Origin of the sequence: Rothia sp. (in: high G+C Gram-positive bacteria), from assembly GCF_030540545.1 — a bacterium.
GTDB lineage: Bacteria > Actinomycetota > Actinomycetes > Actinomycetales > Micrococcaceae > Rothia.
In genome coordinates, this window is the sequence record NZ_JAUNVZ010000008.1 from 82335 (window position 1) to 98785 (window position 16451).

The window sequence follows — 16451 nt, forward strand, 5'->3', positions numbered from 1 at the left end:
GCCCCAACAATTTATTCATGAAGTGCACGCCGCCACAACAACGTGACGGCACTACCAGAAGAAAGAGAGAACACCATGTCCCACGCATACGGCGCAAACCCCGTCGGCGATAAGGCGCCCCAGCACATCAGCTACGGCAACCTGCCGCACTCCCCGGCTGAGGAAAACAAGCGCGGCCGCGAAGAAGGCGAAGTACTGCACTACACCCTGTACACCATCTTCGCCCGTGAAGGCGCACGCCCCGAAGAGGCCAATAGCCCCGAAGCAATCGCAGAATTTGACGCACTGCGCGAAGAACTCGCAGCAGAGGGCGTGACCTTGCGCGGCGTGTACGATGTCTCCGCTATGCGCTCGGATGCAGACATTATGGTCTGGAACCACGGTCAGCACCCCGAGAAGCTACAGGAGGCAGTGCGCAAGATCCGCCGCACCCGCCTGTTCTCGGCAACCCGCATTGTGTGGTCCACCATGGGCGTGCACCGCGAGGCAGAATTCACCCGCCAGCACACCCCCGCCTACGCCCGCGATACTCAGCCCGAGCGTTGGGTATGCGTGTACCCCTTCGTGCGCTCCTATGACTGGTACTACATGAACCCGCAGCGCCGCGCCGAGATGCTCAAGAACCACGGCATGAAGGCTATTGACTTCCCGCAGATCCTGGCAAACACCGTGGCAACCTTCGGCTTGAATGACTACGAATGGGTTTTGGCTCTGGAAGCTCCGGAGTTGGTTGACCTGGTGGATATGATGCGCCACTTCCGTAACACCGAGGCTCGCCTGTACGTGCGTGAGGAGACCCCCTTCTACACCGGCCGTCGTATTGAGAGCGCTGAGGTAGCTGAGGTTCTCTCCTAATCGGAGGACTCTCACAGGGAGGAAGGTTGCGCGCTAATAGCCTGAACATTTCGCCCCAGCGAAATGATTAGGGGCGTGCGCGAACGCCTTCCTCCCGAACCCCTGGCATAACTCTCACATCTACAAAAACCGCATCCTCACAACCCACACACCATTACATCCACCCCATACAACCAAAACACTCTCACGCAGAAAGACCCTCATGTTCGAACCTCAGCCCTATGACCTGGTGGTCCTTTCCTCCTACGGCGGCCCGGAAGGCCAGGAGGATGTGATTCCCTTCCTGCGCAATGCCACCGCCGGCCGCGGTATTCCCGATGAGCGTCTGGAAGAGGTCGCGGTGCACTACCGCGCCAATGGTGGAGTTTCGCCCATTAATGCACAGAATCGTGCCCTGCGCGCAGCCCTGGAAGAAGCCCTGGCTCAGCGTGGCCCGGCTCTACCGGTGCACTGGGGTAACCGCAATTGGCATCCTTTGGTGAGCGATGTGCTGCGTGAGGCGTATGCAGCCGGCCACCGTAATATTTTGGTGCTGCCCACCAGCGCCTACCCGGGCTATTCCAGCGACCGCCAGTACCGCGAGGACTGGGGCATGGCTCTGGAAAATCTCGAGGCCGCCGGTGATATTGAGCCCGGCAGTGTGCGTATCGCGAAGATTCCGCCCTTTTACGCGGCCGATGGCCTGGCGGTGGCTTTTGCCGATGGGCTGCAGGCGTCCCTGGAGCAGGTGGTGTCCGCTGTGGCTGAGCGTGTGGGGCAGGACCGTGCCATTGAGCGCACCCGCATTCTTTTCTGCACGCACTCTATTCCCGTGACCTCCTATGCGGATGTGGAAGCGGGTAAGGAGCGTTACGAGGGTGGCCACGCCTATGTGGAGAAGCATGTGGAGAATGCGCGTAAGATTATGGCTCTGCTGGCTGAGCGCGATGAGCGTTTGTCGGCGATTGAGTGGGAGCTGGTGTATCAGTCGCGTTCTGGCCCGCCCCAGATGCCCTGGCTTGAGCCGGATGTTAACGACCGTCTGGAGGAGCTGGAAGGTCAGATTGACGGTGTGGTTATGGTACCCTTGGGCTTTATTTCGGCACATATGGAGGTTCAGTGGGACCTGGACACCGAGGCGCTGGATACCTGCGCTCGTTTGGGCTTTATCGCTCAGCGTTCGGCAACCCCGGATACGCACCCGGCGTTTGTGGAGTCCCTGCGGGATCTGATCGCCCAGCGTGTTGCAGGCACCGCCGAATCTGAGGAGGTGAACCTGGGTCAGCGCGCGCATGTGTGCTCGCCGGCTGCCTCCCCGGTACCCGCGGCTGCCTGGGGTGAGGATGAATGCACAACCCTGTGCTGCAAGCCCCTGCGCGGTGCCTCAAAAACTATGGTGGATAACCACTAGAAGCCCCTACCCGGTGCATGTACTCTGGTAATGCACCGGGTATTCTTGCGGATACTCGAATCACATATAACACATCACCTCAAGAAACCAACCGATAGAAAAGAGAGCCATGAAAACCACCTACCGTCTGGGCACCCGAGGATCCGCCCTAGCCCTCACCCAAAGCACCCTAGCAGCCCGCCACGTAGAATCTCTAGCACCCGCCGTAGAATTCGAACTGACCACCGTCAAAACCGAAGGTGACGTACTCACCGGCGCCCTGGCAACCCTCGGCGGCACCGGAGTATTCGCCGCAACCCTACGCCAACGCCTGCTCGATAACGGCGTAGACATGGCGGTCCACTCTCTCAAAGATCTGCCCAGCGCCCCCTGCCCCGGCTTGATCGTCGCGGCAGTACTCGAACGAGAAGACCCGCGCGATGCCCTGGTCGCACGCGACGGCCTGACCCTGGATACCCTGCCTACCGGTTCCACAGTAGGCACCGGCTCCCCGCGCCGCGCCGCCCAGGTACGAGCCCTGCGCCCCGACCTGGACGTTATTGATATCCGCGGCAATGTCGGCACCCGCATTGCCCGTGTGAAGGGACTGGAAGAGCACGGAAACCGCCAGGTCGTACTGCACGAAGGCACCGAAACCAACCAGCAAGCTGACACCGGCGTAGGTGCCGAACTCGCCGGTGATTGCGACGCCGTGGTGCTCGCCGTCTCCGGGCTCAAGCGTCTGGGCAAAGAAGAGCTCATTACCGAATACCTCGACCCTACACGCATGCTGCCCGCACCCGGCCAGGGTGCGCTCGCCCTGGAAGTCCGCGAGAGCGAATACGCTATGACGCGCGACCCCTCCCAGGCAGAACCCGGCGAGGCGATCGCTGAGCACTCCGAACGCTCCTTGGGCGCCGCATTGTTGGCTGCAGACCACGCTGAAACCCGTCTGGCTGTCACCGCTGAACGTGCGCTACTGCGTCGCCTGGAAGCAGGATGCGCCGCCCCCATTGGCGCCTACGCACAGATTATTGAGGGCGATTTGGTGCTCAATGCTGTGGTTGCATCTATTGACGGCACCCAGCTGCTGCGACACTCCTCGGCTGTGAGTGAGCCCGATGTCGCTGCCGCCTATCGATTGGGTGTGCGAGTGGCTGAGGACCTGCTACAGCTCGGCGCTGCTGATCTTGCAGAGCTGAGTGTGTAGACTATATGAACCTTTCACTGATCTGAATGTCTAGATTGTACGGACAGGGTGTGAGCGTAGTTAGTGCTCTTTGACTCATATATTTCATGGCTCAAAGATACTTATCTACGCTCACACCCTGTCAATAAAATACGCCACATAAATGACACTTAGGTGAATCGATTACCTATATACCACGCAATATTCCACATGGATATTCAATGAATGAGCTTACTAGACTCGATCTATAGTTAGACAGAAGCTGCTGCTTGAGCTGCCGCAGGTAGAGCAGCATAAATGCGTTCCATGGCAGCATCGTCGTGCTTATCCGAGAGGAACCACGCCTCAAATGCGCTTGGCGGCAGGTACACGCCGGCGTCCAGCATAGCGTGGAAGAACGCGGTGTAACGCTCGGTGGCGCTTGCCTTAATATCCTCGTAGTTGTGTACACCGTGCTCGGAGGTACCAAAAGCAACGGAGAAGAGGTTACCGGCGGACTGAATCGAGTGGTCAACTCCGGCACGGGTGAGCTCTTCGGAGATGCGTGCCTGCAGCTTAGCAGAGCGCTGATCCAGTCGCTCGTATACGCCCTCGTCGGCAAGGCTCAGGGTCGTAATACCGGCTGCGACGGAGAGGGGGTTACCGGAGAGGGTGCCTGCCTGGTAGACGGGGCCGGTGGGGGCGAGCTGCTCCATAATATGCTTTTTACCGGCAAGGGCTGCGATGGGCATGCCGCCGCCGATGACCTTACCGAAGGTGAAGATATCGGGTACCCAGGTGGTGCCGTTTTCGTCGGCGTCTACGGGTGCGAATTTGCCCCAATAGCCGGCGGGGGATACACGGAAGCCGGTGAGTACTTCATCGAAGATCAGCAGCGCGCCGTGTTCGTGGGCGATATCGTGTAGTGCCTTATTGTAGCCGGGGGCGGGCGTCACGACACCCATATTGCAGGGGGCTGCTTCGGTAATGATGGCGGCAATTTCACCGGGGTGTGCTTCGAAGGCGGCGCGCACAGCGTCGATATCGTTGTAGGGCAGCACAATGGTTTCGGCTGCGGTGGATGCGGTCACGCCCGCAGAGCCGGGCAGAGCGAGGGTTGCCACTCCCGAGCCTGCTTCGGAGAGTAGGGAATCAACATGGCCGTGGTAGCAGCCTGCGAACTTGATGATTTTTTCGCGGCCGGTGACGCCTCGTGCCAGGCGGATGGCAGTCATCGTGGCTTCGGTGCCGGTGGAGACCATACGCACCATATCGATGGCGCCGGGCACGACTGAGTTCAGACGGTCGATGACTAGGGACGCGAGATCCACTTCGGGTGCGGAGGCAGCGCCGAAGGAGAGGCCTCGTGCGGCTGCTTGCTGGACTGCTTCGACGACTTCTTGGCGTGCGTGGCCCAGTAGTGCCGGACCCCAGGAGCAGACGAGGTCTACGTATTCGTTGCCGTCGGCGTCGTAGAGGTAGGCATCTTTGGCACTGTTGACGAAGGCGGGGGTGCCGCCGACGGAGTTGAAGGCGCGCACGGGGGAGTTCACGCCGCCGGGGATGCGGGTTCGTGCGGTGTCGAAGAGGGTTTGGCTTACGCTGTGTTGTAGGCTCATAGGGTGCCTTTCGTCGTGGGTTTGACCTTCTTCTATGATAGGGCTTTGGGTGCGCCTGTACCTGCGACATGACGTCACTAAGGGGGGTAGATTGTGGTGCTCTAGGGTAGCGCGGGCAGAGTTGCATGCTCGAGAAATAGCGTAGGGGGAGTATTCAGCGCTCGCAGCCGCTTCAAAAATTGGCGAGCCTGCACGCATCCGTGCCTAATCCGGGTTAAGAATTTCAACGGCTATATTTCACGCCCCGCCCTCCCGTAGAATGGACATAGACGGCGCACCGTTTGAGTGCGCACCCAGCACGTAGCGCTAAGCGAGGAGGGATCCGTGCGCACACTACTGGAAACCATAGCGCGCGGAGAAACCATTGCTGCGCTCTACCAATATTCTGCCGCGATTAATTTTCTCTATTTCGCCTGGCTGATCATCCGCCATGTGATTGAGTCGCGCTTGCATCCCTACCGCAATCGCTTTGGCGTGCGCGGTCGTGTGATTGCCAGCCTGGTTATGACCCTGGCTATGGGTGGCATGTCGGCATTTATCCGCCATAGCGTGAACGATTTTGAGGGCGCCACCTATTGGGTGGTGCTGATTCTCATCGAGGGTGTGTTTTTGCAGATTGTGCTCGGCGAGCGCATGCACTATATTGATGCCCACCCCGACCGTGTGGTGTACCGCCCCAAGCTGTGGCGTGGCTACACCGCCTACTATGCTGATGTTCACGCCTATTCCTATAGCAAGCAGATTGATCGGGAGCATAATTACTCGAACTATCATCTGCGTTTTTATGATCGGGATGCGCAGCTTCTGTTGGATTATTCCCCGCGGCTCATTCGTGACCGCACGGTGACCGGCAATGTGGTTTTCCGACTGCTCATGGGGCGCTGGGCTGACCCGGATAATGTTCAAGATCAGCGCGCTTTGGCGTCTCTGAGCGAGGAAGAAATTTACGATTATTTGCGTGATTTTAGGAGCGATGAGCCTCGGGGTTTCCCGCAGCAGCCGGCGGAGGCAGCCCTTCGCCAGCGTTTAGAACGCGCGGGGCATACGGCATAAGACGCCGCGCCTTTCGCGCCGGCCCCGGAACCCGCCTCCTGCCCAGGCGCTGCCTGCAGCCTAAGGTACTCAGCGCCTCCCTATACAGATAAAAGAATCCCTCCCCGAAAATACGGGGAGGGATTTTTCGCATAAGGACTAGCGTAAAGACCTAACGCATATGACGCTCAGTATCGAGTTTGCGCATCACCTGAGTATCCTGGTCGAAAATCCAGTTCTTATCAAAGAGCAGACGCACAAACGCCAGACCCAAACCCAGAGCCAGGAAAACCAGCAGGGACTGCGCCAGACCACCCACCGCAGAGTTCATATCCCCCATAGACAGGTGCGACATGGCGGTGTAGAAAGGCACACCCGGAACCATAGTCACCACGGCGGGCACCGAGAGAGAAATACGCGAGTAGCGGCGCTTATGCAGGGGCGCGATCACCTCAGCCATAATACCCACCGTAAAGACCGCCAGTACCGCCGCCAGGTAGGGGGTCCAGCCCTGATTGACCAGCAGAATACGCGCCGTATTAGCAATACCGGCAATCACGCCCGCCCAGAGCACCGCCGTGTGAGAGGCAGCAAAGAGCATCGCAAAGCCCATCGCCGCAATAGCGGAGGCAAGAACCAGTAGCATCACATACAACCAATAGGGCATGGGCGGCAGCTCATTTTGAGCCAGCGGCAGGTGATAGATCGTAATCATGACCCATACCGAGAAGGAGGCGCTCACCAGCAGCACCGTCACATAGGTCAGGCGCGCGATACCGGCAAGGAAGTCCATGCGCGCAATATCGAGCATGCCCGTGACCATGGGGAAACCGGGCACCAGGTAAAGAATCGAGGAAATGAAACCGACCATATGCATTGGCCCGATCAGCCCCGCCGCGGATAGGGATGCGACCACACCCACGTACAGGCTGGTGGAGAGGAAACCGCAGAGCATCCAGATTGCCATGTGGTTAATGCCGCGCTTAATCATGGTAGAGCGCAGGTACTGACCGGCACCGGCGGCAAGCAGCACCGCGAAGCATTCCACATAGCCGCCTCGGTTCAAAAAGGCGAAGGCGGCACAGGCAATACCGGAGGCGAGGGTGAGCATCCAGCGCGTGTACAAATGCGGCATGGAGTCAATACGGTCCAGTTCCGCCTCGGCCTGGGCGGGAGTAATTTTCTCGGGTAGGTTCGAGATGAACACACCCAGCTGGTCGATTTTATAGGAGTTAATGCCCATGGTGCGCTGCTCGGCGACCTCGGTGCGGAAATTACCGTTGGCGTAGGCGCTGGTGGATAGTTCGGTGAAGGTCACCTGGGCGTGGTGCTCATCCAGCCCGATTGCTTTTGCCAGTCGTGCCATGGAGGCTTTAATACGGTAGGCGCTCGCGCCGGATTTCATGAGGATTCGACCCAGGCGGAGCACGACCTGCGATTGCGCAACGATGTGCTTGTGCTGCTCTCGTGAGGAGCCCAGGTAGATACTATAGGTGTTGGTGTCGGTGTATTCCATGGTGTTCCTGAAGTGGATTACATAGAGAATACTCTCTTATGGATAAGGCTTACCTAAATATTTTAGCCGATGTACGGGATACACGCGGGGATAAACAGCCCATTCCTACGCCATATTCGAACACTAACGCCCCAAGATGCAGCGCGGGGTATAAGTGGCGTATTGTTGCATATATGAGCTGGATTGATAAGCCTCGCGCAACCTTTGACCTTGAAACCACCGGTGTGGACGTAAAGACCGCCCGCATTGTGACCGCCTCCCTGCTGCTGGTAAACCCCGACGGCAGTATTGAGCGTGCTGGTCAATGGCTGGTGAACCCCGGAATTGAGATTCCGGAGGGTGCAGCGGCGGTGCACGGCATTACCACCGAGTACGCGCGCGAGCACGGCATGCCCGCCGATAAAGCGGTGTGGGATATTGCCGGTGCCCTGGGATCGCTCTTTCTGGACGGTATTCCCGTGGTGGCTTTTAATGCGGCCTATGATTTTTCGGTCATGCACTATGAGATGCTGCGCTACAACATTAAGGACGGCCAGCTGCCGCCCGGCTTTATCCTTGACCCCTATGTGATCCATAAGCACGTGATTCCGCGCAAACGCGGTAATCGCCGCCTGGAGACCCTCGCCGCTGAACACGGTATTGCTCTGGATAATGCGCACGCTTCCCGCGATGATGCGCTGGCTGCCGAGCGTCTGTTGGATGTGCTGGCGCGCCGTTTCCCACAGGAGCTGGATATCCCCCTGGATCAGTTGCACCAGAACCAGATCGCCTGGGAGGCTCAGCAAGCGGCTGATTTCCAGGCGTGGATTCGCACCAAGCCCGGTCGTGAAAACGAGATTATTGAGAGTGGCTGGCCCATTCGATACTAGTCTTTGGAAACCGCTCGGTTTGTAGATTCAATCTGTGGACTCGGTCTGCGAGCACCCCAGATATCACCACATCACCCCAATGACATCCACCCAATGACGGGAGAATCATGAGCTCAACTTTTATCCTCGGCGCACCGGGCACCGGCAAAACCCATGCCCTCATTCAGCGCGCCGTTAGCTACCTGGAGACGGGCAATAACCCCGAATCCCTGCTGATTCTAGCCCCCACCCGTCAGGGTGCCACCCGCATGCGTCACGCCATTGCCCGCGCCAGCGAACGAAGCCTCTCCCAAGCACCCACGCGCGCCTGGGCTGCCTACGCTTTCGATGTGCTGCGCCGCGCCTTTGTGCTGGGGCTGCTGCCGGGGGTGCAGGCGCCTCCTAAGCTACTCTCGGGCCCCGAGCAGGACACTATGATTGCTGAAATGCTCACCCAGCATCGCGCGGGGATCGGTGCGCAGGTGCGCTGGCCGGAGGATTTGAATCAGGCGTTGGATACGCGCGGTTTTCGCCACGAGCTGCGTGATTTCTTTGACCGTATGGCAGAGTATAATCTGAACGCCGATCAGGTGCGCCAACTGGGTCGAGAGCACGGTCATCCGGAATGGGTTGCCGTGGCTGATTTTTATACCGAGTATGCCCAGGTGCGTGCCCTGCGAGCGCCCAATGCCTTCGACCCCTCGGCACTCATTCACCGCGCCTGCAATTTTCTGCTGACTCACCCGGAGTTTTTGGCGCAGGAGCGTGAACGTTTCCGCCTGATTTTAATTGATGATGCGCAGGAGATGTCCCCGGCGACCTACCGTTTGCTGGGTGTTTTGACCGGCTCTTTTGAGTACCTACTCTCGCGTTCCATTGTGCCCGCGAATCTGGGAGAGGCAGCGCGCGATCAGCTGGCAGTCGCCTGTGCTCAAGCGCCCTCGGTGGTTATCACCGGGTGTAGCGAGAATACCCTGCAGGGTTTCCGCGGCGCCCGACCGGAAATGATGAGTCTTTTCTCGGTGCTCTACCCGAACCTGGTACAAGAGCATCTGAGCTCCTCCTATCGCATGTCGGAGCCGGTTGCTGCAGGCTGGGAACAGCTGGTGCGTCGTCTGCCGGTGGTGCCTCGCGCCGCTACCGTGCGACAGCTGCAGCCGGCTCAGGTGCGTGAGGAGCAGCAGAGCCTGCTGGCTGTGAACGAACTGGGCGATATTCTGGACTCTACCGCGGTGGGTGAGTCGGCGCTGGGCGTGCAGGCTCACCTGCTGGCAAGCGCCCAAGATGAGGCAAACCAGATTGCTCAAATGCTGCTGGAGGATTACCTCTACCGCGGTCGTATGTACCGTGAGTCGGCGATTATTGTGCGTAATTCTAGTGAGGTGGCGCGTCTGCGCCGCGTGCTGGCAAGCGCCGGTATTCCCACGGTGACTCCTTCCTCACTGACTCCTCTGCGTGATGAGCCCGCGGTGCGTCCCTTTTTGGATGCGCTGGCTCTGCTGGTGTACACCCTTAAGCAGAGCGCTCAGTGGCTGCGCCTGCCGGAGCTGGGTGCTGTGGTGCCCGGTGCGACTGAAGCTACTTCTACATCGAGTACCGAAGCCGGCGAAACCCATACTGACCCCGCTGAAAATCAGGCAAACCCGGCAGAAACCAATGCCGAAAAGCTCTTCCGCCGCAGCCTCCACGATGTGCTCGCCGAAGAAGACCGAGCCAACCCCGGCTCCGGCGCGCACAATGCCATTAGCCTGCTCACCTCCCGCCTGGGTGGCGCCTCCAGCATGGAGGTACGCCGCCTGCGCCAGCAGCTACGCGCCGCAGAATTGCTCGCCGGAGGCACCCGACCCAGTGATGAGCTGCTGCTCGGTGCCCTACTTGACCCCGAAGCCCTGCCCGCAGAGGGTATTGGTGTGGCGGCACGTCGCGTATCGGCGGTGCTCTCTGCCGGTATGCGCGCCCTGAATGACCCGGATGCTGACGCCCAAAGCGTGCTCTGGGAGTTGTGGGAAGCCAGCGGTCTGGAACGCATCTGGACCCGCGAAATTCATATTAATGGCAATATTGGCCCTGTGGCTGAGCGCGCCCATCGCAATCTGGACGCCATGATTGGTCTTTTTGAGTCCGCGGAGCGTTTTACCGACCAGATGCCCGGCTCCACCCCGGAGCAATTCTTGGCGTACCTGGATCAGCAGGATTTGGCAATGGACTCCCTGGCGGCGCGCGGTCAGCGCTATGATGCGGTGGAAATTCTGACCCCCGCTCAGGCGGCGTCGCGCTCCTGGCAGACCGTATATGTGAGCGGCATTCAAGAGGGTGTATGGCCCAATACCACCCTGCGCGGCTCCCTGCTAGCAACCGCCGATTTGGTGGATATGTGCGATAGCGCCCTCAATGGTGGCGAGTTTATGGGCACGCGCAGCTATGCCGAGCGTGCCCGCGATGTGCGCCATGATGAGCTGCGTATGTTCGCCAGCGCTCTCTCTCGTGCCCAGAAGAGCGTGGTTCTTACCGCCGTGATTGATGAAGACAGTGCCCCCAGCGAATTCTTCTATGCCCTGGCGCCGGAGAAAACTAGCGATGATATTACCCGTGTGCGCCGCCCGCTGACCCTGCGCGCCCTGGTGGCTCAGCTGCGCGCTGCCGCGACCGGCACCGATCCTGTACGTGCCGCTCTGGCGCTGGATCAATTGCATTCTTTGCTGGAACGCAGCGGCACCTTAGCTCCCGAATACCGTGTGTTGGATACTGAAAATCGTAGCGGTGAGAGCGATTCGGCTGAGAGCCAGTCAGGGGAACAATCGGAGGGGAATAACTCGATTATTGAACGCCGTATTGGTATTCCCGGTGCCCACCCGAGCCAGTGGTGGGGCATTAAAAACCTCAGTAGCACCGACCCCATTTTCACCCCGCGCCACACGGTGGATGAGCACGGCATGCCCGGGGCTGAACGCCTGGTTGTGCCCATTTCCCCCTCGCGCCTGGAGCGCATCCATAAGTCGCCCCTGGACTGGCTGGTTGCCGCCGCCCGCGCCGAATCGCCCACCGACCTTTCGCGTAGCCTAGGCACGCTGATCCACGCCATTGCCGAGGAAATGCCCGCCGCCTCCCAGGTTGAGCTGCGGGAAGAACTCGAGCGCCGCCTGGATGCCCTGAACCTGCCCGACACCTGGGAGAGCCAGCAGCTGCGCGAGCGCGCCGAGGCAATGATTATGAAATTCTCGACCTATATTAATGAGATTATGCCCGGGGATGAGCGCGAACTGGTCGGCGTGGAGGGCTCCTTTAGTGTGCTCGTACCCGGTGCGCAGCTGGACGCCCAGCTGGACGGTCGAGTGGACCGTCTGGAACGTGATAGCGAGGGGAAATATTTGATCGCCGATCTTAAGACCGGCAAGCATAAACCCAATAAAAACGAGATTAAAGAGCATGCCCAGCTTGCTGCCTACCAGGTGGCTATTGAGGCGGGCGCCGGGGCAGCCATGCAGGCTCGCTTTGAGGGTGCCGGCGGGCGCTCCCGAGAGCTCTTTAGCGGGCTGACCGGCTCTAGCGCGGGCGCCTCCCTGGTGCAGCTGGGTGACGGCACCGTGCCCACCCCCAAGAATCGACCCCAGGCGCAGGAACCGCTGGGTGAGGATGAGAAAACCCAGCAGATGAGCGCCTACTTGGCGCAGCTTGCCTCCGGTGCGCTGAGCTATGAAGAGATGAGCAGGCTCTTTAATGTGGTCGATGAGATCACCCCGCAGCCGGGTACCGGTCAGTGGGCGCACGAGCTGATTATGCGCGCCGCCGAGCTGATTGTCTCTTCGCAGGTGCAGGCGCGTCACCGTCCGGGGGAGAGTTGTGCCCTGCCGGATATTTGCCCGCTGTGCGTGCGAGGGCGTCAGCTTACCCAGGATGAAGACTAAAAGGGGAGGAGAAGCAATGGAGAATCACGTGGAAAACACCGAAAATATGAACGCTATTCAAGGTAATGTAGCCCAGGAAAACCGACCCCAGAGCACCCCGCGTTTTAGCGCCGTGGAACTGGCGGATATTCTCGAGCTCAACCGCCCCACCCCCGAACAGATCGCCATGATCGAGGCGGATATGAGCAGCCACCTGGTTATTGCCGGCGCAGGCAGTGGCAAAACCGCGACCATGGTCGACCGCGTGATCTACCTGGTCGCCAATGGCTTCGTGCGCCCCCAGGAGATTCTCGGCGTGACCTTCACCCGCAAAGCGGCAGGTGAGCTGCGCGAACGCATGCGCGCCCGCCTGGCAATCCTACGCGCCAAGGGTTACATGCCCGAAGCCACCGAAGAAGAACTCATCGCCGGGGACTCCGACCCGGTGATCTCCACCTACCACTCCTACGCCAACACCCTGGTCAAAGATTACGGTCTGCGCCTGGGCTATGAGCAGGACGCGCAGCTGCTGGGAGATGCCCAAAAATACCAGCTCGCCGCGCAAATCGTCTCCTATTGGGATGGGGAACTACCCCGCAATAAAAAGGATGAGTTCCAAGCCAAAAGCACCATTATTGCCGCCATGCTCACCCTCTCCGATCAGTGCGCCGAGCACCTGCAAAGCCCCGAACAGGTGCGTGAATTCTGCGCCCGCCAGCTGGAAGCCTATACCGAGACCTTTGAGGAATCTAAAGGCAGCCGCGCCGAGTACAGGGAGATTACCCTGCACCTGAAAAACACCATCGCCCTGAGCTATGTGGTTGAGCGCTACGCCCTGATTAAAAAACGCATGCAGGTTATGGACTACGGCGATTTGATGGTGCTCGCCTCCCGCATTGCCCGCCAGTTCCCGCAGGTGGCGCGCGCCGAACGCGAACGCTATAAGGTGGTGCTCCTGGACGAATTTCAGGACACCTCCCACACCCAGATGTGCCTCTTCTCCGACCTTTTTGGTTCCGGCAGCCGCGCCGCACACTCTACCTCTCACGGCACTGGTGCGAGCGAGAGCCTACCCGAGCACCCCGTCATGGCGGTGGGCGACCCCAAACAGTCCATCTACGGTTTCCGAGGCGCCTCTTCCGGTCAGCTCTTTAGCTTCTACGACTACTTCCACTCCGCCGACCCGACCCCGCTGTATCTAAGCGTGGCATGGCGCAATGACAAAGCCATTCTGGATGCCGCAAACCACCTGGCGGAACCCCTCAAACACGCCCCCGAATGGGTGCGCGGCTCCGTACCCTCCACCGTGCCCGATCTGCAGCTGCGCGCCGTGATCACCCAGCCCGACCCGGCAGGACTCGAAGCCATGCGCGGCAGGGTAGAACTAGCGCGCTACGGCACCGCAGCTGCTGAAGCTCAGGCACTGGCAGAGCGTATTGCCGCCGAACGCGCCCGCACCGCACCCGGTCAAGAACACCCCACCATGGCGGTACTGACCCGCACCCGCGCGCAGCTTGAACCCATCGCCCAGGCGCTCACCGCGCTGAACATTCCCTCCCAGCTGGGCGGTATCGGTGGTCTGATCGATAAACCCGAAATTATCGACATGGTTGCCACCCTGCAGATTCTCGCCGACCCCTCCCGCTCGGATGCGCTCGCGCGTCTGCTCACCGGCCCGCGCTGGCGCATTGGCACCGCCGATATGATTGCCCTGGGCGAGTACTCCAATGAGCTCGCGCGCACCCGCGGCATGGCGTTGCCCGAAAACCCCGAAGCCATGGAAGAAATCAGTGACTTCGGCTCCCTGATCGAAGCCATCGAAAACCTCCCCGAACCCGGGCATGTCACCGGCAAAAACGGGCGCAGCATGAGCCCCGAAGCCTTGGCGCGGCTGCAGGAATTCCGCGAAGAACTCTACACCCTGCGCACCATGCTCACCGAAGATTTGGGTACCCTGCTCTACGAAATTGAGCGTGTGCTTATGCTCGATATTGAGCTGGCGGTACGTTCCGGGGATAGCTACGCCTCCCGCGCCAATTTGGATGCGTTCCACGATGTCGCCGCGCGCTACGCCCAATCCTCCCCGCGCATTAATGCCACCATTTATGCGGGCGCAGACGGCACCAGCGAGGACGAAGAAAAAGCCACTCAGCGTTTCGTGCTCTCCGCCGGAGGCGTGAACTATCTGATGGGCTTCCTCGCCTGGATTGAAGAAACCGCTCGCAGCGAAAAGGGTCTAGCGCCCGCCATTGAACAGGCGCGCCCGGGCACCGTGCAGCTGCTGACCATGCACGGCTCCAAAGGTTTGGAGTGGGATAATGTGTACCTGCCCGGCTTGGCGGACCGCGCCAATACCAGCGTGAAAACCTGGCAGTACGGTCCGCTCGGCGAGCTGCCCTGGCCGCTGCGAGGGGATAAAAACTATATGCCCTCCCAGCTGGAAAGTCTTCAGGAGATTCGCGAGCTCGAGTCACTTAAAGAGCTCAAAGAGACGCTGACTCTTGCCAATGAGCAGTGCGAAGAATACCAGCTCGAAGAAGAAAGGCGCCTGATGTACGTGGCGGCAACCCGCGCCCGCAGCCTGCTGGTGGCAAGCTGCGCCCGCTGGCGAGGTGCTAACGCCACGCCGCTGGTTGCCGACCCCTTCTGGAATGAACTGGTGCACTTTGCCACCGGTGAGCCTCTGCCCGGCGGTGCCGAGGATACACAGAGTGCTTCTCCCGAGCCGGAAAATTATCCGCACTATATGGGTACCGGTGTGGTCAACTACGCCTGGGATCAAGACCCCAAAAAGAAACCTCGAGCGATTGATATTGACGCCTATTTCGGTTCCCGTCTAGAGGACGAGGGACAGGATTACGCGGCCCTTGCTCGTGAGCTTGTGGCGCAGGCTCCAGTACCCGCCCCCGTACCCTATGCTCAGGCGTCCTCCCTGCAGGAGGCGTTGAGCTGGCAGGTGCGCCCGGTTATTGCGCAACGCCTGATCGACCCCGTGGCATGGACTAGTTATAACCCCGACCAGGGTAGTGTGCTCACCGCCATGTGGCCCTTTGACCCCTTTGAAGGTCCCAGCGTATACCGTTGGGAATCCGAGAAGGCGCTTGCCGCCGGTATGCTGCTAGCGCTGCGCCACGGTGTGGCGCTGCCTCCCGGGCGCGTGCCCGCTAACTCCGCGGCGGAGCGTGCCGATGAACGTGCTCGTGCTGCCCGTGCGCAGGAACTCTTCGGAGTATCCGGCGTCTCTGGAACTGTGAATGTGGCGGCGGGGGAGAACCCTGAACTGAATACTGTTCAGGAACCCGGTTGGTTCGCCAGCCTGCCCACCCGTAAAGAACGCACCCTCGCCGCAGCCCGCATGCTCCTGTCCTATCCCGGTGTACTCATTGAGCACGAGCAGCTCACCCCCGCCCAACAAGCCCAAGCCAAAGACTGGGCACAAGAAGCAGACATGCTGCTCAAACTCGCCCGACGCGAAGTAGGAGTCACCCTCCCTGCAAAACCCGAAGCGTTCTCCGCCTCCACCCTGATCGAACTCAACGAAAACGCCGCCGCCATGCGCGCACAACTCATGCGCCCCGTACCGCGCAAACCCAGCCGTGCCGCGCGCACCGGTACGCTCTTTCACGAATGGGTTGAGGGGCACTACAACTCCGCGCCCATGCTCGACATTGACGAGGAACTCTACGAAGACGACGATAGCGACTTCAGCAGCACCATCGAGGAGCTACGCGAATCATTCCTCGCCAGCCAATGGGCACATCGCACCATGTGGGCGGCAGAATACCCCGTGGAAACCCACCTGGCGGGAACCTCAATCCGCGGCCGAATCGACGCGGTATTCCGTACCGAAACCGTAGACGAACAGGGTAACCCTCTCACGCTTTGGGAGCTTGTTGACTGGAAAACTGGTCGAGTGCCCAGCAAGAGCGCCATGCGCTCCAAGAGGATTCAGCTGGCTGTCTACAAGATTGCCTTTGCGCGCGTGATGGGAGTCGACCCCGACACGATCCGCACCGCATTCCACTATGTCGGGCCCAACACCACCATTTGGGACAGCGATATCCAGGGTGGAATACCCAGTGCTAGTGAGCTGGAGCGACTCATTACCAAACACAAATGGTCCGAGTCGAACACCGAAGAGTAAATCCATAACTGCTAAG

The 16451-nt window shown here is 59.9% G+C and carries 9 protein-coding genes; 7 read left to right on the top strand and 2 right to left on the bottom strand.

What is annotated here, in order from left to right; all coding sequences use genetic code 11:
* Window positions 1-75 precede the first annotated feature (75 nt).
* The 3 genes from hemQ to hemC all read left to right on the top strand — a co-directional run bounded on the left by hemQ (window position 76) and on the right by hemC (window position 3434).
* Window positions 76-855, top strand: a complete 780-nt coding sequence (gene hemQ, locus Q4P78_RS07715; RefSeq protein ID WP_303339784.1) for a hydrogen peroxide-dependent heme synthase — start codon at window positions 76-78, stop codon at window positions 853-855.
* A gap of 202 nt (window positions 856-1057) precedes the next feature.
* Complete coding sequence (locus tag Q4P78_RS07720) at window positions 1058-2245, top strand: ferrochelatase (protein ID WP_303339785.1); 1188 nt, start codon at window positions 1058-1060, stop codon at window positions 2243-2245.
* 109 nt (window positions 2246-2354) lie between these two features.
* Window positions 2355-3434 (top strand): hydroxymethylbilane synthase, encoded by a 1080-nt coding sequence (gene hemC / locus Q4P78_RS07725; RefSeq protein WP_303339786.1) that lies wholly within the window; start codon window positions 2355-2357, stop codon window positions 3432-3434.
* Window positions 3435-3664: 230 nt separating this feature from the next.
* On the opposite strand, the gene hemL is transcribed toward hemC, so the two are convergent.
* Complete coding sequence (gene hemL / locus Q4P78_RS07730) at window positions 3665-5011, bottom strand: glutamate-1-semialdehyde 2,1-aminomutase (RefSeq protein ID WP_303339787.1); 1347 nt, start codon at window positions 5009-5011, stop codon at window positions 3665-3667.
* Window positions 5012-5335: 324 nt separating this feature from the next.
* On the opposite strand from hemL, the gene Q4P78_RS07735 reads away from it, so the two are divergent.
* Entirely contained in the window at window positions 5336-6064 is a 729-nt protein-coding gene (locus tag Q4P78_RS07735) for a hypothetical protein (protein WP_303339788.1), read from the top strand.
* A gap of 151 nt (window positions 6065-6215) precedes the next feature.
* On the opposite strand, the gene Q4P78_RS07740 is transcribed toward Q4P78_RS07735, so the two are convergent.
* Entirely contained in the window at window positions 6216-7559 is a 1344-nt protein-coding gene (locus Q4P78_RS07740; protein ID WP_303339789.1) for a threonine/serine exporter ThrE family protein, read from the bottom strand.
* Between the two features lie 173 nt (window positions 7560-7732).
* Here Q4P78_RS07740 and Q4P78_RS07745 point away from each other — a divergent pair, with 173 nt between their 5' ends.
* The 3 genes from Q4P78_RS07745 (at window position 7733) to Q4P78_RS07755 (ending at window position 16435) form a co-directional block, all read left to right on the top strand.
* Window positions 7733-8428, top strand: a complete 696-nt coding sequence (locus Q4P78_RS07745) for an exonuclease domain-containing protein (RefSeq protein ID WP_303339790.1) — start codon at window positions 7733-7735, stop codon at window positions 8426-8428.
* Between the two features lie 107 nt (window positions 8429-8535).
* Window positions 8536-12312, top strand: a complete 3777-nt coding sequence (locus Q4P78_RS07750) for a PD-(D/E)XK nuclease family protein (RefSeq protein ID WP_303339791.1) — start codon at window positions 8536-8538, stop codon at window positions 12310-12312.
* Between the two features lie 16 nt (window positions 12313-12328).
* On the top strand, window positions 12329-16435 hold the full coding sequence (locus tag Q4P78_RS07755) for an ATP-dependent DNA helicase (RefSeq protein WP_303339792.1): 4107 nt from the start codon (window positions 12329-12331) through the stop codon (window positions 16433-16435).
* Window positions 16436-16451 lie beyond the last annotated feature (16 nt).

Coding starts and splice junctions, on each gene's coding strand:
- hemL (WP_303339787.1), bottom strand. CDS start 5,011: ATGAGCCTACAACACAGCGTAAGCCAAACCCTCTTCGACACCGCACGA.
- Q4P78_RS07750 (WP_303339791.1), top strand. CDS start 8,536: ATGAGCTCAACTTTTATCCTCGGCGCACCGGGCACCGGCAAAACCCAT.
- Q4P78_RS07745 (WP_303339790.1), top strand. CDS start 7,733: ATGAGCTGGATTGATAAGCCTCGCGCAACCTTTGACCTTGAAACCACC.
- hemC (WP_303339786.1), top strand. CDS start 2,355: ATGAAAACCACCTACCGTCTGGGCACCCGAGGATCCGCCCTAGCCCTC.
- Q4P78_RS07720 (WP_303339785.1), top strand. CDS start 1,058: ATGTTCGAACCTCAGCCCTATGACCTGGTGGTCCTTTCCTCCTACGGC.
- Q4P78_RS07740 (WP_303339789.1), bottom strand. CDS start 7,559: ATGGAATACACCGACACCAACACCTATAGTATCTACCTGGGCTCCTCA.
- hemQ (WP_303339784.1), top strand. CDS start 76: ATGTCCCACGCATACGGCGCAAACCCCGTCGGCGATAAGGCGCCCCAG.
- Q4P78_RS07755 (WP_303339792.1), top strand. CDS start 12,329: ATGGAGAATCACGTGGAAAACACCGAAAATATGAACGCTATTCAAGGT.